This is a genomic window from Nocardioides sp. (assembly GCF_047606145.1).
Taxonomy (GTDB): domain Bacteria; phylum Actinomycetota; class Actinomycetes; order Propionibacteriales; family Nocardioidaceae; genus Nocardioides.
In genome coordinates, this window is record NZ_JASGET010000021.1 from 15,362 (window position 1) to 38,888 (window position 23,527).

The window sequence follows — 23,527 nt, forward strand, 5'->3', positions numbered from 1 at the left end:
GAGTGCTTGTGTATATCGCGGACACCGATCAGGCTCTACCGTCATGCCCCGCAGAACAGCCGCTGAGCGGCATGCCGACTCGGCGCCGCCGGAGAACCTGCCCGATGCGCCCGCGGGTGCGGTGCTCATCGACGCGTTGATGGCGTTGCATCATCCGGTGCGGCGCCGTATCTTCGAGCTCCTGACCAACGAGGGACCGGCGCCGGTGGGGGATCTCGCGCGTCGGCTCGGCATCCCTGTGGGTTCGGTCAGTCATCATGTGAAGCCGTTGCACCGGGCCGGGTTCGTGGTGCCGGCCCCGGAGTTGGCGCGCGATACGCGCGAGTCCTGGTGGCGTGGAGTCAATCTGCGGTTGTCGTGGAGCAGTGATGACTACGGCGTCGGTAGCCTCGGCCGGCAGGTGACCGACGCCGCGGAGCGTGCGAACCTCGAATATCTGACCGCGGCGACGGTGCGGTGGATGCGCGATCGGGACACGTTGCCGCCGGAATGGCGAGACGGTCTGGCGAGCGACACGTTCCTGCCGGCGACGCCGGCGCAGATGGAGGACCTCAAGGAACGCATCACCACGCTGGTCGCGCAGTGGACCTCGGAGGTGCGCTCCGATGCGGAGGTGCACCCTGACGCGGAGCGCCGGCCGGTGCGGTTGATCGCGCGGGTCTTCCCGAGCGAGCCGGGTGCGGTATGACGACCCCAGCCGTCACCGAACCGCAGCTCCTCGGGGCGGGGCCACCGGCCATCCGCCGGGACCGGATGGTGCAGGCCTATCTGCTCGCCGCATCGGTATCCGCGGCCGGAGACACCGTCTTCACGATCGGACTGGCCTGGACGGCGGTGCACATCTTCGCCCCCGGTATGGCGGGTTTCGTGCTCGGCGTCGAGATGTTGCCGCAGGCACTGTGCACGCTCCTCGGTGGGGTCATCGCGGATCGCTTCGACACGCGCCGGGTGATGATGGCGGGCGGGTTGTCCCGCGTGGTCGTCCTGGGCGTTGCTGCGATGGTGTGGCAGAGCGGACTGCACGCAGGATCGGTGCTCTTCATCGTCGCCGTCTGCTTCGGGACGGTCAGCGGCCTGAGCATTCCGGCTGCCTCGACGCTGGTACGGCAGCTGGTCCGCAGCGACGATCTGGTGACGGTCAGCGGGTGGTCACAGACCGGCGCCCGGCTCGCCCGGTTGCTCGGCGCGCCGGTGGGGGCAGCGATCATCCAGTCGGGGTTCGGCGTCTCGATGGCCGTCGACGGCCTCACCTTCCTCGGCGTCGTACTGGTGCTGCTGCTGGTCGTGCGCACCCGATTCCAGCGGCCGCGTGCCTCGAAGGAGTCGGTCCTGACCTCGCTGCGATCGGGCTGGGACTACCTCCGCCAGACCCCCGTGGCGCGTGTCTTCCTGATCGGTCTGGCCGCGCTGAACGTGTTCGTCACCCCGGTCTTCTCCGTCGGAGTCGCGCTGCGGGTCTCGCACTCCCACTGGGGCGCGGGCTGGTTGGGCGCCTCGGAAGCCACGTTCGCGGTCGGAGCCATCGCGGGGTCCCTCGCCGGCATCCGCTGGCAGGGCGACCATCTGCCGCGGAGGTCCTTCGTGTTCCTGGCGTTGCAGGGTGTCGGCCTGGCGAGCGTCGGTCTGCCGAGTCGCGTCGCTCTGGTCGCGGGCATGGCGCTCGTCGGCGTCACCGCCGGTCTGGCCTCGGTCTGGTTGAGCGGGTCGTTCCAGCGGATCATCTCTCCGAGCCATCTCGGTAGGGTCTCCTCGGTCAGCAACCTCGGCGACCTCGTGCTCACGCCTGCGACGGTTCCCCTCTTCGGTCTGATCGCCGGCTGGTCGTCGGTTCTCGTCGCGACGATGTGCAGTGGTCTGGCGATGAGTGCGCTGTGTGCCGTGTTCGCGATCAACAAACAGATCCGCACGCTGCGCTGACTCGAACCCAGGTCCACCACCGTTGCCCCGCGGGTCCAGCAAGGGGTGCGCGTGCCTCCTCGTCGACATCGTCGGGAGTCTGCCGGTCTGCCGGTCGCGACCGAGGCACCGAGCCTCGTCGAGCGGAGTCATGCCATCAGGCGTGCTCCGCCGTCGGATTCGATGACGGTGCCGGTGAGGTTGGGGTTGGTGGCCAGCAGCACGACCGCCTCGGCGATGTCGTCGGCGGTGGCGATGCGGCGAGTGGGCAGACCGGTGGCGATCTGGTCGAACATGGCCCGTCGGTCGGCGTCGGGGACCATGTTCCACCAGGGTGTGTCGACGTAGCCGGGCGAGACGGCGTTGACTCGGACCGGGGCCAGCTCCGCCGCCAAGGGTGCGATCAGGCCTTCGACGGCGGCGTTGAGGGCGCCGATGCCGGAGGTCCCGGGCATCCCGGCACGCGCGGTGACGGCGCCGATCAGGGTGATCGAGCCACCCTCGGCCAGATGCGGCACCGCGCCCTTGACGGCGGTGATGGTGGGCCAGAACTTCTCCTCGAACGCCGTACGCAGTACGCCGAGGTCGAGCTCGGCCAGGAGTCCTGCGCCCTGGTTGCCGCTGAGGGTGAGGATCAGCCGGTCGAGGCCGCCGAGCTGGTCCAGGAGGGATGCGACGGCCTCGGCGTCTCCTGCGTCGAGCTCGTGCGGAAGCAGGCCGGGGTGGGCTCGGGCGGCCTCGGTGAGTCGGTCGGGGGCGCGGCCGGCGATGTGAACGGTGTCGCCGCGGGAGGCCAGTCGGCCGGCGGTGGCCAGGCCGATGCCGGAGTTGCCGCCGATGACGAGGGTGGTGGGCATGGAGGCTTCCTTCTTTTACGAGACGTAACGGTTCGTATTTCATGCTAGCACTAAAGCGAACCGTCGCGTCTCGCATTTGCTATCTTGGGGTCATGACGGCGACCGAACCGGCCCGGCGTGGCCCCAAGCGCAGCGAGCAGTCGCGGAGGGCGATCCTGACCGCGGCCTTCGAGCTGACCAGGGACGAGGGATACCGGAACCTGACCATCGAGGGCATCGCCTCCCGCGCGGGCGTGGGCAAGCAGACCGTCTACCGCTGGTGGCCGACCAAGGCCGACGTCCTGCTCGAAGCCGGCGCGACCAAGGCGGAGCTGCATGTCTCCGTGGCCGACCGTGGTTCCTGGCGCGCCGACCTCGAGCAGTTCCTGCGCGACTCCTTCGCTCTCCTGGCCCATCCGGGCCTGGTGGCGATGATGCGCAGCCTGATGGCCGAGGCACAGCTCGATCCGGACTTCGCCGCACGATTCCGCGAGGGATTCCTGGAGCGGCGCCGCGCCGCCCTCGTCGAGGTGCTCGAGCGCGCCCGCGCTCGCGGCGACGCCCCGGCCCGGATGCCGGACGACCTGATCGCCGACCTCGTGTTCGGCACCATCTGGTACCGCGTGCTCGCCACCGACCGCCCCTTGGGCGAGAGCGAGGTGGCTCTGCTGTGCGACCTGCTCGACCCCGCCTAGCAGGTCCTGCCGGAGGTCACCTCGCCCGCACTCATCGTGCACGGCACGGACGACGGTGTCACCGGCGGTGACGACGGTGATCCGTCCCCGGGAGCGGTCCCGGTCGGGTGGCTGGGAAGGATCGTTCCTAGGAACCAACCGGGCCTGTCCCTGCTGTCTGGCCGCTCCTAGCGTGGTTCGTGGTCAGTACACAGGAGAGGAAGATCATGGCAGAGAGCATCAGCACCGTGGCCGTCAAGGGCTGGGCGTGGGACATCGCGACGGACATCTACTATCCGCCCGGCTTCGATGAGACGAAGGCGTATCCCACGATCGTCTCCGCCCACCCGACCGGCAGCTGCAAGGCGCAGACCTCGGGCAACGTCTACGGCACGGCGCTCGCCGAGGCGGGCTTCGTGGTGGCGGCCTTCGACGCGAGCTTCCAGGGCGAGAGCGGCGGCGAGCCGCGGTCGGTCGAGGATCCCGGCTTCCGGACCAGCGACTTCAGCTTCGTGATCGACCACCTCGTCACGCTGCCCTACGTCGATGCGGACAACATCGGCGTGCTCGCGATCTGCGGCGGCGCCGGCTATGCGGTGGCGGCCACCAAGGTCGACCGGCGGATCAAGGCGCTTGGCACCGTCGTGGGGAGCAACGTGGGCCGCCTAATGCGCGAGGGCTTCTCGGAGTACGACCCGATGGGGATGCTCGAGGCCATCGCCGCGCAGCGCACCGCCGAGGCGCGCGGCCAGGCCCAGGTGATCAACGACCTGCTGCCCCCGTCGGTCGATGCCGCGAAGCAGGCGGGCATCACCGACATCGACGTGGTCGAGGCCACCGAGTACTACAAGACCGACCGCGGCCAGGCTCCCGGCGGCAAGACCAGCTTCAACTTCGGTCGCCAGGCCGCGCTGGCCGACTGGGACGCCTACGACCGCGTCGAGGTCTTCCTCACCCAGCCGCTGTGCATCGTGATCGGCGACAGGCCCGGTGCCTTCGGCTCGCAGCGGCTGAGCATGGAGCTGTACGGTCGCGCCGCGGCGAAGGACAAGCAGCTCGTCGTCGTCGAGGGTGCCTCGCACTACGACCTCTACGACAAGCCGGGTCCGACCGGAGTCGCGCTGGAGAGCCTGGTGCCCTTCTTCCGCAAGCACCTGGGCTGACCCGGTCGGCCGACCGACCACGGCCGGGCCATCGGTCGTTCGGGTCATCGGCCGGTTCGGCACGGCTCGCCCCGACACCGCTAGTCTTCGGCCCGTGACCCGACCCGGTGGCCCGATCTCGGACGTGGCCCGGGGCGCGGTCGACACCGCCGCGCGCACGACCGGAGCGACGACGTGATCGTCAAGGTCAACCAGATCGCGTCCGTCCGGGAGGCCGACACCTTCGCCGAGGTCGACATCGCCGGGTTCGTGGTGGGCGACTCCCCGGCGGCACGCGTGCTGGACCTCACGACGTACGACGATCTCCGGCGGCGCATGGCCGGCGCGGTCTGCGTGCACCTGCTCGGCGTCGACGACGCGCAGGCGGCCGGGCTCGTCGCCTCGCTCGCGCCCGACTACGTCGAGTTCACGGTCGTCGACCCCGAGAAGCGCACGGCGAGCCTCGCGCAGCTGGATGCGGTCTCCCGCGCCGGCGTCCCAGCCGTCGCCAACGGGTTGTTCCTGCTCAAGGACGACCTCTCGCTGCTCGACCGCTCCGATCACCTCGACGCCCTGGTGGCCGCGGGCGTCGCGTACCTCCAGGTCGAGGTCGACTCGCTCACCGACCCCGAGAACCGGATCTCGACGAAGGACCGAGCACGCATCGCGGAGTTCTGTGCCCGCTACCCGGTCCTCCTCACCGATGTCTGCGACAAGCCCGTCCCCGACGTCAACCAGCGCGGGACGTTCCTGAACCTCGGCGGTGCCGGCGACCCGGGCCACGACCACTCGCAGCGCCGGTTCTCGGCGGCCGCCGCGGTCAGGACGATACGGGGCCTGCCGGGCACATAGCCGGCCTCACAGCCGGCCTCAGAGCAGGGAGCCACCGCTGGCGTCGATCCATTGTCCGGTGATCCAGCGCGCGTCCTCGGAGGCGAGGAACGCGACCACATCCGCGATGTCCTCCGGTTCGGCGACCCGATCGAGCGGTGAGGTCGCCGCGATCAGGGCGCGATCCTCGGGGGTAGCGAGGGAGTCGGCATTCATGTCGGTGGCCACGGCACCCGGGCCGACGGCGTTGACGGTGATGCCTCGCTCGCCGAGCTGCTTGGCCAGGGTCGCGGTGAAGGCATCGATCGCGGCCTTGGACATGGTGTAGGGCAGCAGGTCGGGATTCGCCGCTCCGTGCGTGAAGGTGGTGGACACATTGACGATCCGCCCCCGGTCGCGCAACCGGGGCAGCGCGGCCTGGGTGAGCAGGAACGGGGCCCGCACGTTGACGGCGAACACGTCGTCCAGCTCGGCCGCCTCGACGTCGGCGAAGCCATGCCGCCGGCCGAGCACGGCGGCGTTGTTCACCAGCACGTCGAGTCCGTCGGCGTGCTCGTCGAACCGTGCCCACAGCTGCGCCACGCCGCTCGGCTGGTCCAGCCGAGCCTGAACCGGGAAGGCCGTGCCGCCGGCCGCCTCGATGGCCGCGACGGTGGCCGCCGCCCCCTGCGCACTGTTGCCGTAGTGGACGCCCACCCGCATCCCGTCCCGCGCCAGCCGGATGGCGACGGCACGGCCGATTCCACGGCTCGCGCCCGTCACCAGTGCCGTCTTCGCTCCCTGCTCGGACATCTCACCTCGCTGTTCGTTCCGGCCGCGAGTCGGCGACTCGTCGGCCTGCTCGTCGGCCTGCTCGTCGGCCTGCTCGTCGGCCTGCTCGTCGGCCTGCTCATCGGAGCTGATCGTCGGCGGTGCTCAGAGGCCGAGGTCTCGTCCGATCAGCTCCTTCATGATCTCGTTGGAGCCTGCCCAGATCTTGGTGACCCGGGCGTCCATCCAGGCGCGGGCGACGCGGTATTCGCGCATGTAGCCGTAGCCGCCGTACAACTGGACGCAGGCGTCGATCACCTCGCTCTGGACCTGGGCCGACCACCACTTCGCCTTGGCGGCGTCGACGGCGGAGAGCTCGCGCCGGCTGTGGGCGAGGACGCCCTGGTCCACGAACGCCTGGGCCACCTCGATCTTGGTGACCAGCTCGGCCATGACGAACTTGTTGTGCTGGAAGGAGCCGATCGGTTGTCCGAAGGCCGTGCGCTCCTTCGCGTAGTCGATCGTCTCCTCGAGGACCGCGGCCGCGTGCGCGAGGTTCGAGACCGCCGCGCCGATGCGCTCCTGCGGCAGCCGCTCCATCATCGCGATGAATCCCCGGTCGATCTCACCGATCACGTTCTCCGCCGGCACCCGTACGTCGGTGAAGAACAGCTCGCCGGTGTCCGCCTCCGGCTGCCCGACCTTGTCGAGCTTGCGCCCCCGCTCGAAGCCGGGCATCCCCGCCTCCACCGCGAACAGCGTGATGCCCCTGGCCCGCTCAGGGCTGGTGCGCGCCGCCACGATCACCAGGTCCGCGCCGATGCCGTTGGTGATGAAGGTCTTCGAGCCGTTGAGGATCCAGTCGTCGCCGTCGCGCGTCGCCGTGGTCCTCAGCGCCGCGAGATCCGAGCCGCCCGACGGCTCGGTCATGCCGATCGCGGTGATCATCTCCCCGGTGCAGAACCGAGGCAGCCAGCGCTGCTTCTGCTCCTCGGTGGTCAGCTCCACCAGATACGGTGCGGCGCAGTCGTAGTGGATGCCGAACGCCGAGGCGAGTGCGGCGCTCGACCGGGAGAGCTCCTCGCCCAGGACGGCGTTGTACCGATAGTCGCCGGCCTCGCTGCCGCCGTACTCCTCGGGCACCTCCAGGCCCAGGAGTCCCTGCTTCCCGGCCTCGATCCACAGATCGCGGTCGAAGCGGCGCTCCTCGATGTAGCGCTCGACGTTCGGTGCTACGGCGCGTGCGACGAACGCGCGCGCCGTGTCCCGGAAGCTCTGGTGGTCCGCGGTGAAGATCGAGCGCTTCACTGGCCCACCTCTCCGCCTGTGGCCGGCCGAGGGTAGGCGGGACGCAACCAGGACGGCGGCCGGAACGGCGCCCACTGCCCGGCCGGCTGCGCCAGGCGGTCCGCCACGGCGTAGAGCACCGCGGCGTGGTAGCCGAACCCGAAGTGTGCGGCCCGAACCTCGATGTTCTCCGCACGCGCCGAGCTCTCATCGAGGCACGAGCGCCACGACACGATGCCGTCGAGGCGACTGTAGATGGAGGTCGCGGGGACCGGCAGCGGATCGAGTCCCTCCTCCAGCGGGAGGGGCAGGTCCTCGACGTGCCCACGCCGGGTCAGCTGGTAGAACAGCCGGGCGTTGCTGTCCTCGTGCCGTCGGAGCCGGATCGGGCTCCCCAGCGTGATGACCTGCCGGACCGCGTCCGGCGCCTGACGGGCCAGTCGACGGGCGAAGATCCCGCCGAGACTCCAACCGATGAGACTGACCGGCCGCTCGTGCGCCCGGTGGATGGCATCCAGCCGGGCGGGCATGCCCTCGACGACCCTGGCGGTGGGGCCCAGGTTCGTCCCCAGACGCCAGGCGTAGGTCCGATAGCCCAGCCGGCGCAGCAGTCGGCGCAGGACGAGGGTGGACAGATCGCCCGCGCCCAGACCGGGCAGCACCAGCACCGGGTGGCCGTCCCCCCGGGGTGCGCGTGTCAGTGCCGGCCAGGCCACCGGCAGGCTGCCGAACTCCGCCAGCCCGCGGGCGTAGTCGGTCCAGAGCAGTGCGGCGTTCGGTGCGCCGTCCTTCGCCATGATCGCCTCGGCGGTCATGTGAGTAGCAACCCGCCGTCGACCGGCACCGTGATCCCGGTGACGTAGCTGCTGGCGTCGCTGGCGAGGAAGATCAGCGCGCCGTCGAGCTCCCCGGGTGAGCCGAGCCGGCCGTGCACGGTCCGGGGCACGACCGTCGTCTCGATCCAGTCGTGCTCGAACTGGTCGGTCATCTCGGAGGCGAAGTAGCCGGGGGCGATGGCGTTGACGCGGATGCCCTTGCGTCCGGTCCACTGCTGGGCCAGGTCGTGGGTCAGGCCGATGACTCCCGCCTTGCTCGAGGTGTACGCCGCCTGGGGGAGCCCGGTGCTGGTCAGGCCCAGCACACTGGCGATGTTGATGATCGAGCTGCCCGGCTGCATCACGCGCGCGCACGCCTGGGCCATCCAGTAGCAGGCGCTGAGATTGAGCTCGACGACCGAGCGGAACTGCTCGGGCGTCTCCTTCAGGGCGGGTACGGCGGTGCCGACGCCGGCGTTGTTCACCAGGACGTCGACGCGGCCGAGCTCGCTGATGCCGGCCGCCACCAGCGCGGCGCAATCGTCGGGGTTCGTCACGTCACATCGAGAGGCGACGGCTCGGCGACCCTGCGCCTCGACCAGCTCGCGGGTCTCGAGCAGCTTGTCCTCGCGCCGGGCGCCGAGCACGACGTCGGCCCCGGCCTGGGCCAGTGCCTGGGCGAACTGGACGCCCAGACCGCTCGACGCTCCGGTCACGACGGCGACCTTGCCGTCGAGCCGGAACCGGTCCAACACGGAACTCATGTCTTCTCCTCTTTCTCAGGACATGACGACGTCGGCGATGCCGGCGCCTTCGATGGCGGTCCAGTTCTCCTCCACGTGGTGCGCGAGGACGAGCAGGTCGTGAAGATGCCCGTCGCGGTCGCGGATGTGGTCGCTCAGCAGGGCCTCACCGGTGAAGCCGAGGCCGGAGAACATCGCGACCGCATGCTCCTGGTCGGCGGCGAGCTCGACGACCACCTTGCGGATGCCGCTGCGCAGGGCGCCGATCAGCGCGTGCTGCGCCAGGGTGCGGCCCAGCCCGGTGCCCCGTCGGGCGGGGTCGACGACCAGGCGCAGCTCGCCGACGTGGTGGGACCAGCCCGGCAGTCGCTCGATGGCGACGTACCCGAGGACCCGCGAGTCGGCGGTGTCGATCCACCGCAGCTCGTGCTCGGCCAGCGCGGCGATCGCCGCGCGGTCGGTCACGTCCTCCCGGATGAAGGTCAGGTCGCGCTCGGAGAGGGTCGCGAAGAACTCCGCGAGGCCGTCGGTGTCGGTGGGGGTGATGGCTCGAATGGTCACGTCGCCGGCTCACTTCGCTTCTGCAGGAACTCGATGAAGGTGGGAATGGTGGTGCGCTGGGCGTTCTTGCCGACGATCAGGCCGACGTGCCCGCCCTCCATGCGCAGCAGCTCCTTGTCGGTGGACCCGATGACGTCCATCACCGGTGCCGCGGCGGCCTCGGGCACGATGGTGTCGCGACTGCCGAGCACGGCCAGGAAGGGCACGTCGATGTCGCCGAGGCTGACCCGGTCGCCGCCCAGCTCGATCCGGCCCGTCATCAGCCCGTTGTCGCGGGTCAGCATCGTGTGGGCCTGTCGGGCGGTGGCTCCCGGGAACGGGATGTGATCCGTCGCCCACCCGTTCATCAACTGATGGGCCGCCACGAAGTCGGGGCTCCACATCTTGTCGAGCAGGTTGACGTAGTTGGTGATCTCGCCCATCGGCGCCAGCGTGCGGAAGCTCTGTTGGATCACCCGCGCCGGGATGTTGCCGTCCTCGCCGATGACCTTCTCGACGTCCAGTTCGGTCCTGCCCAGGATGTCGACGAGCTGACCGAGCCGGGCGAAGTCGACTGGGCAGGCGACCACGGTCAGGCTGCGCAACGGCGAGGTCGGGTGGTGGGCGGCGTGCATCAGGGTGAGTACGCCGCCGAAGCAGTACCCCATCAGGTTCACCTCCCGGGAGCGTGAGCGGCGCCGGACCTGTCGGATCGCGGCGGGGATCGCGAGGTCGACGTAGTCCTCGAACCTGTTCGCGGCGTCGCGCTCGTCCGGGACGCCCCAGTCGAGCATGTAGACGTCGAACCCGGCGGTGACCAGCGACTCGATGAAGCTGTTCCCCGGCGCCAGGTCGATGAGATAGCTGCGACTGACCAGGCTCGGGACGATCAGCAGGGGCGGGCGGTAGCGCGGCGCGGCGCTGCGGTAGTGCCACAGCTCGGCGCGACCGAAGGACCAGACGACGTCCTTGGGCGTCTGGCCGACCTTGGGCCGGGAGATGCCGGCAGCGAGCTTGATCCCGTTGCGGGCGCGCAACGCGTTCCTCTCGATCTCGCGCCGGACGCGGTCGAGCGTCGAGGACTGCTCACTCGGCATCGTCGGACTCCTCGATCAGCCGGCCGATCTCGATGCGCAGGGTGCGGACCTCGTGGTCCAACTCCCCGATCTGGCGACGCAGACCGGTGACATCCGTGCTCGCGGGCAGGTTGAGCGTGTGCAGCACCCGGGCGTTCAGGCGTCCGACGGTGCCTCCGACCGCGGACCTGACCTCGGCGAGCAGCGCGACGGTGCGGGCGAACTCCGGCGCCTGGACCAGCTCTTGCAGGCGCGGCTCCAGGCGCCTCTCGATCGCGCCGTAGGTGCCCAGCAGGGACGGGATCCTCACCTGGTGGCCACCTCCTGCGCGCGGTCGATCAGTCGAGCAGTGCCGCGACGGCCTGCGTCACCTTGGTGGCGTCGGGCGGCTCGCCGGTGATCAGGTCGGCGTAGATGAACGCCTCGCCGATGCGCACGATCAGGTAGGCGGTGTCGTGCGAGGGCAACGACAGCGAGAGTCGACCGGCATCGACCTCCTCGCCGACGAGCCGCTCGACGAGACCGACCATCCGGGCCTGGAACGGGCTGGCCTTCGTGGTCAGGATCCGCAGCGCCCGCTCGGGCTCGCTGTGCACCCAGGTCGGAAAGAACGACGACCCGATCACCGCGCGTGCGAAGCCCCCCATGACCGTCGCGACCCGGCGTGCCCCCCGACCCCTCACCCGGTCCGCCACCGCGAGGAAGGTGGGCTCGGTCACCGACCACACCACCTCGGTCAGCAGGTGGTCCCGACTGCCGACCCAGCGGAACAGGGTCGCACGGTTGACGCCGACCTCGGCGGCGAGCTCCTGCATCTCGATCCGTCGTCCCTCGAGGAAGGCGTGCCGCGCGATCTTGAACGCGCTCAGCGGGTCGGGACGAGCAGGCGTCTCGGCGAGTCGACGCGCCAAGGGTGTGTCGACCACCGGTCACCTCCCACTGTGTGTGCGCACGGCGGGGAACCGCCGCACCGACCGATGCCGGCCTCACGCCGGCACCACAGTACCGAGGCCCGGCCACCGCTCACCGGGCACCGGTCCGGTCGGTCGGCCACACCTGTAGCTGGTCACGGGCGCTCCTCGGGGGCAACATTTCAAGATACGTTGCATTATGTGACGTAAGTCATTATGTTGCAACCCAACGCGACACCGCCACTCAGGTCGCGCACCAGTCAGGTCGCCTTCGTCGGCCACGACCTCGGGGTCGCCGCCCGGCGCGGCTCGTGCCGGAGCCGGCCGGGCCGACGCAGCCGATCACCTTCCTCGAGTAGAGCGCAGCCGTTGAGAAGGAGCGACAATGTCAACCACCGCAGGCGTGGTCACCGCCACCCCCGGGAATCAGCACCGCGCGTCCACCACGTCTCCGATCGCCGATCCACTGCCGATCGCCTTCGGAGTCTTCGCATTCACGCTCGCCGTGTTCGGCGTGCGGTACGTCGGGGTGAGCGCCTCCTCGCTCAACGGGCCCACCAGCGCGGCTCTCGACTACGCCATCTTGATCGGCGGGATCGCCGAGATCATCGGCGGTGTGCTGGCCGTCATCCGCGGCGTCGGCTACTCGGGCTGGGTCAGCTCGATCTTCGGCATCTGGCTGGTCGGCTTCTTCCTGCTCATCGGCCACAACGACCCAGCCGCCGCGAGCGACTCCGGGATCGTCACCACCGGCGCCGACGGGAAGGCACTCGCCGACTCGGTGACCTCGACCCTCCAGACCGTGAACACCGCCGCCTGGCACGCCTCCTCGGTGGCCTGGTACGCCCTGGTGCTCTTCATCCCGGTGCTGCTGCTGGCCATCCCGGCGGTGCTCGGTCGCAACATCCCCTTCATCGTCGCCTTCGTCGCGGTCCTCGGCATGATCGTGTTGTTCGGCTCCGCGTATCTCGGGGTGTACTCCACGCTCACCGACGTCACCAGGGGCCGGGCCACCGAGCCGGACCTCTCCACGCCGGTCGACCTGCTCCGCGTCTCGGGCTACCTCGCCTTCGTCGCCGCGGCCGCGATCTGGTGGGTCTTCCTGCGGACGGTGCTCGAGGCGCACCGAGCCGACGCCCGTGCGCACGCCGCGCTCGGGTGAGCCCGGCCGACAGGCACATCGGTGAGTCATCAGTGCCATCAGATCGCAGGGAAAGGGGAAGCAGCATGACGAATCTGGCGACCATGGTGATCGAGGGAGCGGCCCGTCATCCCGATCGCATCGCGGTGAGGCTCGACGACACCGTCGCGACGTACGCGGACCTGGACGAGCTGAGCTCCCGGGTCGCCGGCTGGCTCGGCGAGCAGGGGGTTCGGCCGGGCGACCGGGTGGGGCTCATGCTGCCCAACGTGGTGGAGTTCCCGGTGCTGTACTACGGCGTGCTACGCGCCGGGGGGATCGTGGTGCCGATGAACCCGCTGCTCAAGAGCCGCGAGGTCGAGCACTACCTCGGTGACTCGGGCGCCCGGCTGGGCTTCGTGGCACCCTCCTCGCTCGGCGAGGCGACGGCGGGCGCGGAGTCGGTCGGCGCCCGAGTGGTCGAGATCGGTCCCGGCTCGCTCGCCGAGATGCGCTCGTGGCCGGTGCGGGCCGAGGTCGCCGACCGCCTCGACGACGACACCGCCGTGATCCTCTACACCTCGGGCACGACGGGCGCTCCCAAGGGCGCCGAGCTCACCCATGCCAACATGCGACGCAACGCCGAGGTGTGTGCGGAGATGATGTCGGCCACCGGTGCGGACGTCATCATGGGCTGCCTGCCGCTGTTCCACGTCTTCGGTCAGACCTGTGCCCTGAACGAGACGGTCGCCGCCGGCGCCACGCTGACGCTGATCGCACGGTTCGACGCCCGGCTCGTCCTGGAGACCATCGAGCGCGACGGGGTCACCATCTTCATGGGCGTCCCGACGATGTACGGCGCGCTGCTGGCCGCGGGCGGCGGCCTCGCCGACACCTCCACCCTGCGGATGTGCATCTCCGGCGGCGCCGCGCTGCCGGCCGAGGTCCTCCGGAGGTTCCACGAGGTGTTCGGGGCGCACATCCTGGAGGGCTATGGTCTGTCCGAGACCTCGTCCGCGGCGTCGTTCAACCAGTTGGGCGACACCCGCGCCGGCTCGATCGGCAAGCCGATACCAGGGGTGGAGATGAGGATCGTCGACGACGCCGGCACGGAGCTGCCGGCCGGCGACGTCGGCGAGATCGTCATCCGTGGCCACAACGTGATGAAGGGCTATTGGCACCGGCCCGAGGCCACCGAGGCGGCCTTCCGGGACGGCTGGTTCCGCAGCGGTGACATCGGCAAGACCGACGCGGACGGGTTCTTCTTCGTGGTCGACCGCAAGAAGGAGCTGATCATCCGTGGCGGCTTCAACGTCTATCCCCGCGAGATCGAGGAGGTGCTCTACGAACACCCGGCGGTGTTCGAGGCCGCGGTGATCGGGATACCCCACGAGACCTACGGCGAGGAGGTGGGTGCCGCCGTCGTCCTGAAGGACGGGGCGTCGGTCTCCACCGAGGAGATCCAGGGCTACGTCAAGACCCGGGTGGCGCCGTACAAGTATCCGCGCCACGTCTGGTTCCTCGACAGCCTGCCCAAGACCGGCACCGGCAAGATCCTCAAGCGCGAGATCCAGCCGCCCGAGGATGTCGCGGCGCACTGAGCCTGTTGGGCCCGCCTGGGGGAGCCTGCCGGTCGTCCTGACCGACCGTTCGACCTCCTGGAGGTCAGGACGAGGGGCGCTCCTCCGCGCGGGTGATCGCGTCGGCCGCGCGGACCAGTGTGAGATGGGAGAGTGCCTGCGGCGCGTTGCCGGCCTGTCGACCGCTCGCCACCGCATATTCCTCGCTGAGCAGGCCGACGTCGCTGGCCAGGCCGCACAGCCGATCCATCAGCATGGTCGCCCGGTCCAGCTCTCCGGTGGCGGCGTACTGCTCCACCAGCCAGAACGAGCAGGCCAGGAACGGGTACTCGCCGCTCGGCAGCCCGTCGAGGTCGGGACGCGAGCGGTAGCGCAACAGCAGGCCGTCGTCCATCAGGTCCTGCTCGATGGCCGCCACGGTGCCGAGCATGCGCGGATCGTTCGCCGCCACGAAGCCGACCTGCGGGAGCTGCAGCAGCGAGGCGTCCACCTCGGTGGTGTCGTAGTGCTGGGTGAAGCAGTTGCGATCGGCGTTGAACCCCTTGTCCTCGATCTCTGCCCGCAGCTCCTCGCGGTGCGCCCGCCACAGCTCCACCGGCCCGGGCAGGTCGAACTCCTCCACCGCCCGGATGGCCCGGTCGTAGGCCGCCCACACCATCGCCCGGGAGTGGGTGAAGTGCCGCGCCGGGCCGCGGATCTCCCAGATGCCCTGGTCGGGACGGTGCCAGACGTGGCCGAGATGGCGCAGCAGCGCCCGCTGCAACGACCAGGACGTCGTCTCCTCGTCGAGCCCGGCCATCCGGGCATCGTGCAGCGCCACCATCACCTCGCCGATGACGTCGGCCTGGAACTGGGTGGAGGCGCCGTTGCCGATCCGTACCGGCGTCGCGCCGTCGTAGCCCGGCAGGCTGTCGAGCTGGTACTCGGGCAGGAACCGCTCGCCGGAGATCCCGTACATGATCTGGACGTCGGCCGGGTCGCCGGCGATCGCCCGCAGCAGCCACCCGCGCCAGTGCTCGGCCTCGTCCCGATAGCCGTGGGCGATCAGCGCGCTCAGCGCGAGCGAGGCGTCGCGCAGCCAGACGTAGCGGTAGTCCCAGTTGCGGGTGCCGCCGAAGAGCTCGGGCAGGGAGGTGGTCGGCGCGGCCACCACCCCGCCGGTGCCCTCGTGGGTCAGGGCCCGCAGCACCAGCAGCGACCGCGCCACCTGTGCCGCGTAGCCGCCGTGATGCTCGAACTTGCTCGACCATGCCTCCCACCAGCGCTCGGTCGCCTCCAGCCGGTCCTCGACGTCGATCGGTGCCGGGGCCGGCCGGTGAGAGCGGAACCAGGACAGGGTGTGATCGACGACCTCGCCCTCGGTGACGGTGAAGGTGGCCGAGTGGGCGTGATCGGCGGCGCGCAGGTCCACCCCGCGTACGACGATCGCGTCCGGGCCGGCCACCGCCTGGATCGTCGGCACCGGCTCGGCACGCAGTCGCCGCACCCACGGCAGCGCGCTGGCGTAGCCGAACCGGATGGTCAGCTCCGCCCGCATCTGCACCGATCCGGACAGGCCGCGGATCCGGCGGATCACCGAGGGCGCCGCGGCGTCGCGTGGCATCGTGTCGACGACCTCGACCTGCCCCTCCGGCGTCGACCAGGTGGTCACCAGGGTGAAGGAGTCGCCCAGGTAGCGGCGCTCGCTGGTCGCCTCCGCGCTGGTCGGGGCGACCAGCCACCGGCCGTGCCGCTCGTCGCCGAGCAGGGCGGCGAACATCGACGCCGAGTCGTAGCGCGGCAGGCACAGCCAGTCGATGCTGCCGTCCCGGCCGACCAACGCGCCGGAGTTGCAGTCGCTGAGCAGGGCATAGTCTGCGATGGGGAGCGCCATCCGGCCATCGTCGCAGGTCCGCCGGGCGCGGCCGGGACGACCGCCGGTGCCGGCTCGATCCGCTCGGCCGGACCCGTCCACCCGGACCGTCCACCCGGACCGTCCACCCGGACCACGTGGGCTACTCGAGACGGTGGTAGCAGTAGGTCCCGGTCACGTGCGCACTCCACTCGGTCCACGGGTGGGCCGAGTCGAGCAACCCGGTGAACACCTCCGGCGGGACATCGAGGTAGTCGTAGAGGCCCCCGGTGCGGAACCGGACCCGCAGGCATCGGAGGTCGGGGTCGTAGCCCACCTCGGCCAGCGCCTTCGAGCGACGCATCGGGTGCATCTCCACGACACCTTCCTACGCCGTCCGGCAGCCGCCGTCACGCCGCCGGCCGGCTCAGGCGGCCTCGTCCAGCGACGGAGCCGGCCAGTCGCCGAGGTGGGAGACCCCGCCGCCGGCATCGACCAGCCGGGCGGAGAGCCGGCGCTCGGCGATCCAGCCGATGGCCGCGTGCGGGTCGACCAGTGCCCAGGCACCGGCCAGGCGAGCGGTCAGCGCGGTGCGCGCCCACACCGTCGCCGTACGGCAGCCACCGGTCGCCGGCGCGCCGGTCCGCGGGTCGAGGACGTGGTGCACCAGGGTGCCGTCCGGCGTGGACCAGCGATGACCCAGCGCGGAGGCGGTGGCCATCCCGCCGTTCGCCAGGCTGGTCGGCACGCCGGGCGTGCCGGCGGTCTCGGAGACCTCGACGCGCCACGGGGCGGACGGCGTGCCGGCGCTGGCCAGATCGGAGCCCACCCCGACCAGCACCGCCTCGCCGTAGCGGCGCTGGATGCGGCGAGCGGACTCGTCGGCGGCCCAGGAGGTGGCGGTGGCGGTCAGGTCGAGCCGTACGCCGTCGGGTACGCCGACCCGGACCAGGGTGCGGTCGACCCGTACCGATCGATAGTCGTCGGTGCGCGAGCCCGGCTCGGCGACGGCGCGTCCGATGGTCAGATCGACGGCGCCTCGGGTGGTCCGGGCGGCGTCGAGTGCGATCTGGACCAGCCGGAGGGTGAGCGGCTGGACCGGGACCATGCTGCCGGCGTTGCGGTTGATCCGGCTGACGTCGGACTCCGCGCGCTCACCCTCGACCGCTTGGCCCACTTCGTCGAGGACCTGGTCGGCGATGCCGGCGGCGGATCGCAGGTGTCGCCGGTGCGGCAGCGCCACGAACGCGGCGCCGGCCGGGGTGCGCCAGGCGAGGGTGGGGCTCTGGGGCCGGGATTCGGTGGCGGACGGGAGCGCGGACGGGGTGGCGGACGAGAGGGCAGACGGGAGGGCGGACGGGAGGGCGGGGGACGGGGGAGGGAAGGTCGGCGTCGTCATGTCCTCGATGGTGGGCTCGCGGCTCTTTGCGGAGGCTGAGAGCGCCGTAGGCCAGGCCTGGCTCTTCGAACCTGTGAGGCCGATGAGTCGACGCGACCGTCGACAGGGCAGAATCGCCTCCGTGAGTGAGCGGACCGGGACGATCAGGGAGCGACTTGCGGGGCAGCACGTCCTGCTCACCGGTGTGACCGGCTTCGTCGGGGAGGCGCTGCTGCACCTGCTGCTCACCGAGGTGCCCGAAGTCCGGCTCAGCGTGCTGGTGCGGCCGAAGGGCACGATCTCGGGAACGAGCCGGATCGCCAAGCTGCTGGGCAAGCCGATCTTCGCCGACGCGGTCGAGGCCGACGGCGGCATCGAGGCCCTGATGGCCACCCGGGTCGCCGTCGTCGAGGGCGACCTCTCCGCCCCGCCGGCACTGCCGACCGACCTGGACGCGGTGGTGCACTGTGCCGGGGACGTCTCCTTCGACCCGCCGGTCGACGAGGCGTTCGGCACGAACGTGGTGGGGGTGCGTGAGCTGCTCGGCCGCGTCGAGGAGGCCGCCGCCGCGGCGGACCCGGAGCACCCGCGCGACGTCCACTACCTGCACGTCTCCACCGCCTACGTCTCCGGCCGGCGTCGCGGCCACATCCCCGAGCGCAGCGTCGACCACGGCGTGGACCTGGAGGCCGAGCTGGCCTGGGGGCTGGCGCAGCGCGCCGACATCGAGGCTCGCTCGCGCAGTGTCGAGCGCCTCTCCGCGGAACGCCGCAAGGCGGAGAAGGCGCACGGCCGGGCCGGCCTGCTCACCGCCGCCGGCGCCACCGAGGAGGCCCGCAAGCAGTGGGTCAAGGACGAGCTCATCCGGGTCGGCACCGAGCGCGCTCGCAGCCTCGGCTGGACCGACTGCTACACCTTCACCAAGGCGCTGGGCGAGCGGGTCGTGGAAGCCTACGCGGCGCCGGCGGAGGGCGGCGCCGGCCGCCGGGCCACGATCTACCGGCCGAGCATCATCGAGTCCGCGCTGCGCCGCCCGTACCCCGGCTGGATCGAGGGCTTCAAGATGGCCGAGCCGCTCATCCTCGCCTACGGCAGGGGCGAGTTGCCGCTCTTCCCGGCCGCCGCCGACACCGCCATCGACATCGTGCCGATCGACCAGGTGGTCGCCTCGATCGTGGCCTGCCTGGCCCATCCGCCCGAGCCCGGTCGGCCGGCGTACTTCCATCTCTCCTCCGGTGACCGCAACCCGGTCACCTTCGGCATGCTCTACGACTACGTCCGGGCCTACTTCACCGAGCACCCGTTCTCCTTCGGCGACCGGGGAGCGGTGCGGCTGCCGGAGTGGAGCTTCCCCGGCGCGTACTACGTCGAGCGGATGATGAACACCGGCGAGCGTGCCCACCAGATGGCCGAGCGGCTGCTCGGCCTCGCGCCGCGCAGCGACCGCGCCCGGACCTGGGCCCGCAAGCTCGACGTGCAGGGTCGCCGACTCGCGTTCCTGCGCCGCTATCTGGACCTGTACAAGGAGTACGCCCAGGCGGACCTGCGCTTCGTCGACGAGAACACGCTCTCCCTGTACCGCTCGCTGAGCCCGGAGGACCGGGAGAGGTTCGCGTTCGACACCGCCACCATCGACTGGTACGACTACCTGCACGACGTGCACGTGCCGGCGGTCACCAAGCCGGTGCGCGAGCTGGACGAGCTGCGCAAGCTGCGGGCCAAGCGGGCCACCGACCGGCTGAAGGTGCTCGAGCCGAGCAGTGGCGAGGAGGCCGGCGTCCGGTCCGCGGCGTTCTTCGACATGGACGGCACCCTGCTCTCCTCCAACGTCATCGAGACCTATCTGTGGATGCGGCTGGGCGAGCTGCCGTCCAGCGGCAAGCTGGCCGAGCTGGGCAGGATCGCCGGCCGGGTGCCCGGGTTCGTGGCGGCCGACCGGCGCGACCGGGGGTCGCTGCTGCGCACCGTCTACAAGGAGTACGCCGGCGCGCGGCTCTCCGACCTCGACGCCATCGCCGAGCAGCACCTGGCCGCACACATCCTCGAGCGGCTCGCCCCGGACGCGGTCCGCCGGATCCGGCAGCATCGTGCCGCCGGCCATGCGACCGTCCTCATCACCGGTGCGGTGCGCCCCCTCACCCGGCCGCTGGAGCCGCTCTTCGACCACATCGAGGCGGCGGACCTCGCCGTCGACGAGCAGGGCTACTGCACCGGCCATCTGGCCTCCTCGCCGCTGGTGGGGGAGTCGCGGGCCGCGTTCGTGGCCGAGTACTGCCGGCGCACCGGGATCGACCCCAAGGCGTGCTTCGCCTATGCCGACAGCCACTCCGACCTGCCGTTGCTGGCGGCGGTGGGCAACCCGGTCGCCGTACGGCCCGACGTGCCGCTGTTCCGGCACGCGCGCAAGGCGCACTGGACGATCGTCGACTGGGCCTCGCCCGGCCACGCCACCCGTACCCTCGACCCGGCCGGGAGGCGCTGATGCTCGCGTTGGAGATGTTCCGCTCGGTGCCCAAGACGATGATCGGGAAGGCCGCCGGGGGCAGGATCCCGATGCTGCTCTCCGGCCTCGCCGCCCCGCTGCGGCTGGTCACCCTCGATCCGCCGGCGGGGCCGGCCCGGGGGGCGGACGGCTGGGCTCGACTCAAGGTGCGGCTCTCCGGGATCTGCGGCTCCGACCTGGGGATGCTCTCGGGGAAGACCTCGCTGTACTTCTCCGCGGTGGTCTCGCTGCCGTTCGTCCCCGGCCACGAGGTCGTCGCCGATCTGCTCGACGACTGCGAGGACCTGCCGGCCGGGACCCGGGTGGTGATCGACCCGGTGTTGACCTGCGCGGCGCGCGGGGTGACGCCGTGCACGGCTTGCGCCGCGGGGGAGACCAACCGGTGCTCCCAGATCACCCTCGGTGACGTCTCGCCCGGCCTGCAGACCGGCTTCTGCCATGACACCGGCGGCGGCTGGAGCCAGCAGCTGGTGGCCCACCGCAGCCAGCTGCATCCGGTGCCCGAGGGGCTCAGCGACGAGCAGGCGCTGCTGATCGAGCCGGTCGCCTGCGCGGTGCACACCGCGCTGCGGGCCGGGGTCCGGCCCGGCGACCGGGTGCTGGTCAGTGGCGCCGGCGCGGTGGGTCTCTTCGCCACCCTGGCGCTGCGCCAGCTCACCGACGCCGGCGAGATCACCGTGGTGGCCAAGCACGGCCATCAGCGCGAGCTCGCCGCCGAGTTCGGCGCCAGCGAGGTGGTCGGCCCCCAGGAGACGCTGCGGCGGGTGCGACGCGCCACCGGCGCGTTCCAGGCGGCGCCCGACTACTCCGCGCCGTACCTGCTCGGCGGCGTCGACGTGGCCGTCGACGCGGTCGGCTCCAAGCAGTCCCTGGAGACCTGCCTGCATGCCACCCGCGCCGGCGGGCGGGTGGTGCTGTCCGGCATGCCGGCCTCCGCCGACCTGTCCGCGGCCTGGTTCCGCGAGCTCGACCTGGTCGGCACCTACGCCTCCGCCCGCGGCGACGGCGACGGGGGCGCCTTCGCCACCGCCACCGAGCTGGTCGGCCACGACGCCGTCGCCCGGATGGCCAAGACCGTCGTCGCCTACCCGCTGCACCGCTGGCGGGAGGCCCTCGACCACGCCCACTCGGCCGGTCGACTCGGCACGGTCAAGGTGGCCTTCGACCCCCGCAGCAACTGAAACGGACCAGGAGAACCCGACATGACGCGCCCAGGATTCGTCCTCGAGGTCGACGACCGTACGCCGCCGCTGCTGGTCCACGAGGGCCTCGGCTTCCGGCTCGAGGAGTTCCCGCTGGGGACCAGGGTGATCTATCCGCCCGAGCCGATCGGATGCGTGCCCGACGTCGAGGCGGCCATCGCCGACGCGCTGGCCAACCCGGTGGACTCCGAGCCGCTGGCCGAGCAGCTGTTCGCCGGGATGAAGCTGACCATAGCCTTCGACGACGTGTCGCTGCCGCTGCCCTCGATGAGGGCGCCGGACATCCGCGGCCGGATCATCGAGCAGGTGCTCGAGCTGGCCGCGTCCAAGGGCGTCGACGACGTCGAGATCATCGCCGCGCTGGCCCTGCACCGCCGGATGACGCCGGCCGAGATGCGGCACGTCGTCGGCGAGCGGGTCTTCCGCAGCTTCTATCCGCAGGGACTGCTCTACAACCACGACGCCGAGGACCGCACCAACCTCGCCCATCTGGGGCTGACCGACAAGGGCGAGGACGTCGAGATCAACAAGCGGGCGGCCACCTCCGACCTGCTGATCTATGTCAACATCAACCTGGTCGCCATGGACGGCGGACACAAGTCGGTCGGCGTCGGGCTGGCGTCGTACCAGTCGATCAAGCACCACCACAACGCCAAGACGATGGTGGCCTCGCGCTCCTTCATGGATCACAAGCACTCCGAGATGCACTCCTCGGCGTGGCGGATGGGCCGGCTGATCGGCGAGAGCGTCAAGGTCTTCCAGATCGAGACCACGCTGGACAACAACGTCTTCGGCAAGCCGTACGACTTCTTGTCCAAGCGCGAGTGGGAGTGGTCGATCAAGGACCAGGCCACCATGCTCGGGATGCGGCGCGGGCTGGCGCTGGCACCGCAGAAGCTGCGGCACAGGCTCTTCCACGACGTGCGCGGCAACTACGGCCTGACCGGCATCAACGCCGGTGCGGTCGAGCCGGTGCACGAGCGGACCGTGCGCAAGGTGCACGAGCAGCAGCGGGTCAAGATCGAGGGCCAGTCCGACGTGATGGTGATGGGGGTGCCCTACCTCGGCCCCTACAACGTCAACTCCACCATGAACCCGATCCTGGCCGCCTGCATGGGGCTGGGCTACTACTTCAACTCCTACCTCGGCCAGCCGGTGGTGCGCGAGGGCGGCGTGGCGATCCTCTACCACCCGCTGGACGAGGGCTTCAACACCCTCACGCACCCCTCCTATGTCGACTTCTACGACGAGGTGCTCGCCGAGACGACCGACCCGCAGGTGATCGGGCCGAAGTTCGAGGAACAGTTCGCCACCGACCCGTGGTACATCCACCTGTACCGCACCTCGAACGCCTACCACGGCGTGCACCCGTTCTACATGTGGTACTGGATCGCGCACGCGCTGGACCACCTCGGCGACGTGATCTGGGTCGGCGGCGACCGGCGCGCGGCGTCCCGGATGGGCTTCCGATCGGCCTCCACGCTGGCCGACGCGCTCGAGATGGCCGGCAACACCGTCGGTCCCTCGCCGTCGATCACCTATCTGCACAACCCTCCGCACCTGCTGGCGGACGTGCGATGAGGGGTCTCGATACGCTCGCTGGCGCTCGCTACTCGACCGACGACCTCGTGGCTGGCGCGCGCTACTCGAGCGGCGACGTGTTCGTCGGTCGAGTAGCCGTCGCGAGGGACGAGCGACGGCGTATCGAGACCCGGGAGGCGGCCCGATGAGCTTCTGGAAGGACACCGTCGCCGACCTCAGGCAGGCCAAGCGGGGCTGGCGCTGGGGCCACCGCGCCCAGGTGCCGCGCTCGGCCGAGCCGTACCGGCCGGCGCCGTCGCCGAACATCTACCCCAACGACTGGTCCCGGACGCCGGCGGCGGTGGCCGCCCGCGAGGTGGCCCAGCGGGTTGGGCTGGAGCCGGTGTTCCGCTCCCAGGTGCGCACCCGGGTGGAGGGCCTCGACGTGCTCTCGCGGCTGAGCGGACCGGTGATCTTCGCCGCCAACCACGCCTCTCACCTGGACACCCCGCTGATCCTGCTCTCGCTGCCCGACGAGTGGCGACGGCGTACGGCGGTGGCGGCGGCGGCCGACTACTTCTTCGACACCTGGTGGCGCGCGGTCGGCTCGTCGCTGCTGTTCAACACCCTGCCGATCGACCGGCGTGGCGGCTCGATGTCGGCGACCCCGGGCGAGGTGCTCGCCGATGGCTGGAGCCTGGTGATCTTCCCCGAGGGCACCAGGTCGAAGGACGGCTGGGTGGGCCAGTTCCGGATGGGCGCGGCCTATCTGGCCGTCGAGCACGGCGTGCCGGTGGTGCCGGTCGCGCACCGGGGCACGTTCGCGGCGATGCCGCGCGGGGCGTCCTGGCCGGCGCGCGGCCGGCGACAGCTGACCGTGCGCTTCGGCGA

23 protein-coding genes are annotated in these 23,527 nt (G+C 70.9%); 11 read left to right on the top strand and 12 right to left on the bottom strand.

Going from position 1 to position 23,527, the window contains the following annotated elements; genetic code table 11:
- Positions 1 to 121: 121 nt before the first annotated feature.
- Together QM638_RS03490 and QM638_RS03495 are read left to right on the top strand one after the other, a co-directional pair.
- The gene (locus QM638_RS03490) at positions 122 to 688 is read left to right on the top strand and encodes an ArsR/SmtB family transcription factor (protein WP_415140544.1); all 567 of its coding nucleotides are present in this window, start codon (positions 122 to 124) and stop codon (positions 686 to 688) included.
- The gene (locus tag QM638_RS03495; protein ID WP_415140545.1) at positions 685 to 1,917 is read left to right on the top strand and encodes an MFS transporter; all 1,233 of its coding nucleotides are present in this window, start codon (positions 685 to 687) and stop codon (positions 1,915 to 1,917) included. The genes QM638_RS03490 and QM638_RS03495 overlap by 4 nt, the downstream gene beginning before the upstream one ends.
- Before the next feature lie 128 nt (positions 1,918 to 2,045).
- Here QM638_RS03495 and QM638_RS03500 read toward each other — a convergent pair whose 3' ends face one another.
- Positions 2,046 to 2,753: an SDR family oxidoreductase gene (locus QM638_RS03500; protein ID WP_415140546.1), complete on the bottom strand. Its 708-nt coding sequence runs from the start codon at positions 2,751 to 2,753 to the stop codon at positions 2,046 to 2,048.
- A gap of 92 nt (positions 2,754 to 2,845) precedes the next feature.
- On the opposite strand from QM638_RS03500, the gene QM638_RS03505 reads away from it, so the two are divergent.
- The 3 genes from QM638_RS03505 to QM638_RS03515 all read left to right on the top strand — a co-directional run bounded on the left by QM638_RS03505 (position 2,846) and on the right by QM638_RS03515 (position 5,400).
- Positions 2,846 to 3,427 carry a TetR/AcrR family transcriptional regulator gene (locus QM638_RS03505; RefSeq protein ID WP_415140547.1) on the top strand — a complete coding sequence of 194 codons (582 nt, stop codon included), beginning with the start codon at positions 2,846 to 2,848 and terminating at the stop codon, positions 3,425 to 3,427.
- Between the two features lie 206 nt (positions 3,428 to 3,633).
- Positions 3,634 to 4,569 carry an alpha/beta hydrolase gene (locus QM638_RS03510; RefSeq protein ID WP_415140548.1) on the top strand — a complete coding sequence of 312 codons (936 nt, stop codon included), beginning with the start codon at positions 3,634 to 3,636 and terminating at the stop codon, positions 4,567 to 4,569.
- Between the two features lie 174 nt (positions 4,570 to 4,743).
- Positions 4,744 to 5,400 carry a hypothetical protein gene (locus QM638_RS03515; RefSeq protein ID WP_415140549.1) on the top strand — a complete coding sequence of 219 codons (657 nt, stop codon included), beginning with the start codon at positions 4,744 to 4,746 and terminating at the stop codon, positions 5,398 to 5,400.
- Positions 5,401 to 5,418: 18 nt separating this feature from the next.
- Here the strand turns inward: QM638_RS03515 and QM638_RS03520 are convergent, their stop codons facing one another.
- The 8 genes from QM638_RS03520 to QM638_RS03555 form a co-directional block, all read right to left on the bottom strand.
- Entirely contained in the window at positions 5,419 to 6,171 is a 753-nt protein-coding gene (locus QM638_RS03520) for an SDR family oxidoreductase (protein ID WP_415140550.1), read from the bottom strand.
- Positions 6,172 to 6,294: 123 nt separating this feature from the next.
- Positions 6,295 to 7,437, bottom strand: coding sequence for an acyl-CoA dehydrogenase family protein (locus QM638_RS03525; protein WP_415140551.1), 1,143 nt, complete (start codon positions 7,435 to 7,437; stop codon positions 6,295 to 6,297).
- Positions 7,434 to 8,231 (bottom strand): hypothetical protein, encoded by a 798-nt coding sequence (locus QM638_RS03530; RefSeq protein ID WP_415140552.1) that lies wholly within the window; start codon positions 8,229 to 8,231, stop codon positions 7,434 to 7,436. Before QM638_RS03530 ends, QM638_RS03525 begins: the two co-directional genes overlap by 4 nt.
- Entirely contained in the window at positions 8,228 to 8,995 is a 768-nt protein-coding gene (locus tag QM638_RS03535) for an SDR family NAD(P)-dependent oxidoreductase (protein WP_415140553.1), read from the bottom strand. Before QM638_RS03535 ends, QM638_RS03530 begins: the two co-directional genes overlap by 4 nt.
- A gap of 15 nt (positions 8,996 to 9,010) precedes the next feature.
- Positions 9,011 to 9,535, bottom strand: a complete 525-nt coding sequence (locus QM638_RS03540; RefSeq protein ID WP_415140554.1) for a GNAT family N-acetyltransferase — start codon at positions 9,533 to 9,535, stop codon at positions 9,011 to 9,013.
- The gene (locus QM638_RS03545) at positions 9,532 to 10,611 is read right to left on the bottom strand and encodes an alpha/beta fold hydrolase (RefSeq protein ID WP_415140555.1); all 1,080 of its coding nucleotides are present in this window, start codon (positions 10,609 to 10,611) and stop codon (positions 9,532 to 9,534) included. Before QM638_RS03545 ends, QM638_RS03540 begins: the two co-directional genes overlap by 4 nt.
- On the bottom strand, positions 10,601 to 10,900 hold the full coding sequence (locus QM638_RS03550; RefSeq protein ID WP_415140556.1) for a hypothetical protein: 300 nt from the start codon (positions 10,898 to 10,900) through the stop codon (positions 10,601 to 10,603). Before QM638_RS03550 ends, QM638_RS03545 begins: the two co-directional genes overlap by 11 nt.
- Positions 10,901 to 10,928: 28 nt before the next feature.
- Positions 10,929 to 11,516, bottom strand: a complete 588-nt coding sequence (locus tag QM638_RS03555; protein WP_415140557.1) for a QsdR family transcriptional regulator — start codon at positions 11,514 to 11,516, stop codon at positions 10,929 to 10,931.
- Positions 11,517 to 11,886: 370 nt separating this feature from the next.
- Here QM638_RS03555 and QM638_RS03560 point away from each other — a divergent pair, with 370 nt between their 5' ends.
- A complete protein-coding gene (locus QM638_RS03560; RefSeq protein ID WP_415140558.1) occupies positions 11,887 to 12,663 on the top strand; it encodes a hypothetical protein in 777 nt (258 codons plus the stop codon).
- Between the two features lie 65 nt (positions 12,664 to 12,728).
- Positions 12,729 to 14,222, top strand: coding sequence for a long-chain-fatty-acid--CoA ligase (locus QM638_RS03565; RefSeq protein WP_415140559.1), 1,494 nt, complete (start codon positions 12,729 to 12,731; stop codon positions 14,220 to 14,222).
- Positions 14,223 to 14,286: 64 nt separating this feature from the next.
- Here the strand turns inward: QM638_RS03565 and QM638_RS03570 are convergent, their stop codons facing one another.
- The 3 genes from QM638_RS03570 to QM638_RS03580 are packed head-to-tail and all read right to left on the bottom strand — an operon-like array spanning position 14,287 to position 17,431.
- Positions 14,287 to 16,155 carry a glycoside hydrolase family 15 protein gene (locus QM638_RS03570; protein WP_415140560.1) on the bottom strand — a complete coding sequence of 623 codons (1,869 nt, stop codon included), beginning with the start codon at positions 16,153 to 16,155 and terminating at the stop codon, positions 14,287 to 14,289.
- Between the two features lie 40 nt (positions 16,156 to 16,195).
- Positions 16,196 to 16,405: a KTSC domain-containing protein gene (locus QM638_RS03575; RefSeq protein ID WP_415140567.1), complete on the bottom strand. Its 210-nt coding sequence runs from the start codon at positions 16,403 to 16,405 to the stop codon at positions 16,196 to 16,198.
- A gap of 54 nt (positions 16,406 to 16,459) precedes the next feature.
- Positions 16,460 to 17,431, bottom strand: a complete 972-nt coding sequence (locus QM638_RS03580) for an FAD:protein FMN transferase (protein WP_415140561.1) — start codon at positions 17,429 to 17,431, stop codon at positions 16,460 to 16,462.
- Between the two features lie 121 nt (positions 17,432 to 17,552).
- Here QM638_RS03580 and QM638_RS03585 point away from each other — a divergent pair, with 121 nt between their 5' ends.
- The 4 genes from QM638_RS03585 to QM638_RS03600 form a co-directional block, all read left to right on the top strand.
- Entirely contained in the window at positions 17,553 to 19,892 is a 2,340-nt protein-coding gene (locus tag QM638_RS03585; protein WP_415140562.1) for an HAD-IB family hydrolase, read from the top strand.
- Positions 19,892 to 21,094 carry a zinc-dependent alcohol dehydrogenase gene (locus QM638_RS03590; protein ID WP_415140563.1) on the top strand — a complete coding sequence of 401 codons (1,203 nt, stop codon included), beginning with the start codon at positions 19,892 to 19,894 and terminating at the stop codon, positions 21,092 to 21,094. Before QM638_RS03585 ends, QM638_RS03590 begins: the two co-directional genes overlap by 1 nt.
- A 21-nt stretch (positions 21,095 to 21,115) precedes the next feature.
- Positions 21,116 to 22,696 (top strand): lactate racemase domain-containing protein, encoded by a 1,581-nt coding sequence (locus QM638_RS03595; RefSeq protein ID WP_415140564.1) that lies wholly within the window; start codon positions 21,116 to 21,118, stop codon positions 22,694 to 22,696.
- Positions 22,697 to 22,841: 145 nt separating this feature from the next.
- The coding region (locus QM638_RS03600; protein ID WP_415140565.1) for a lysophospholipid acyltransferase family protein at positions 22,842 to 23,527 on the top strand (686 nt) is incomplete at its 3' end.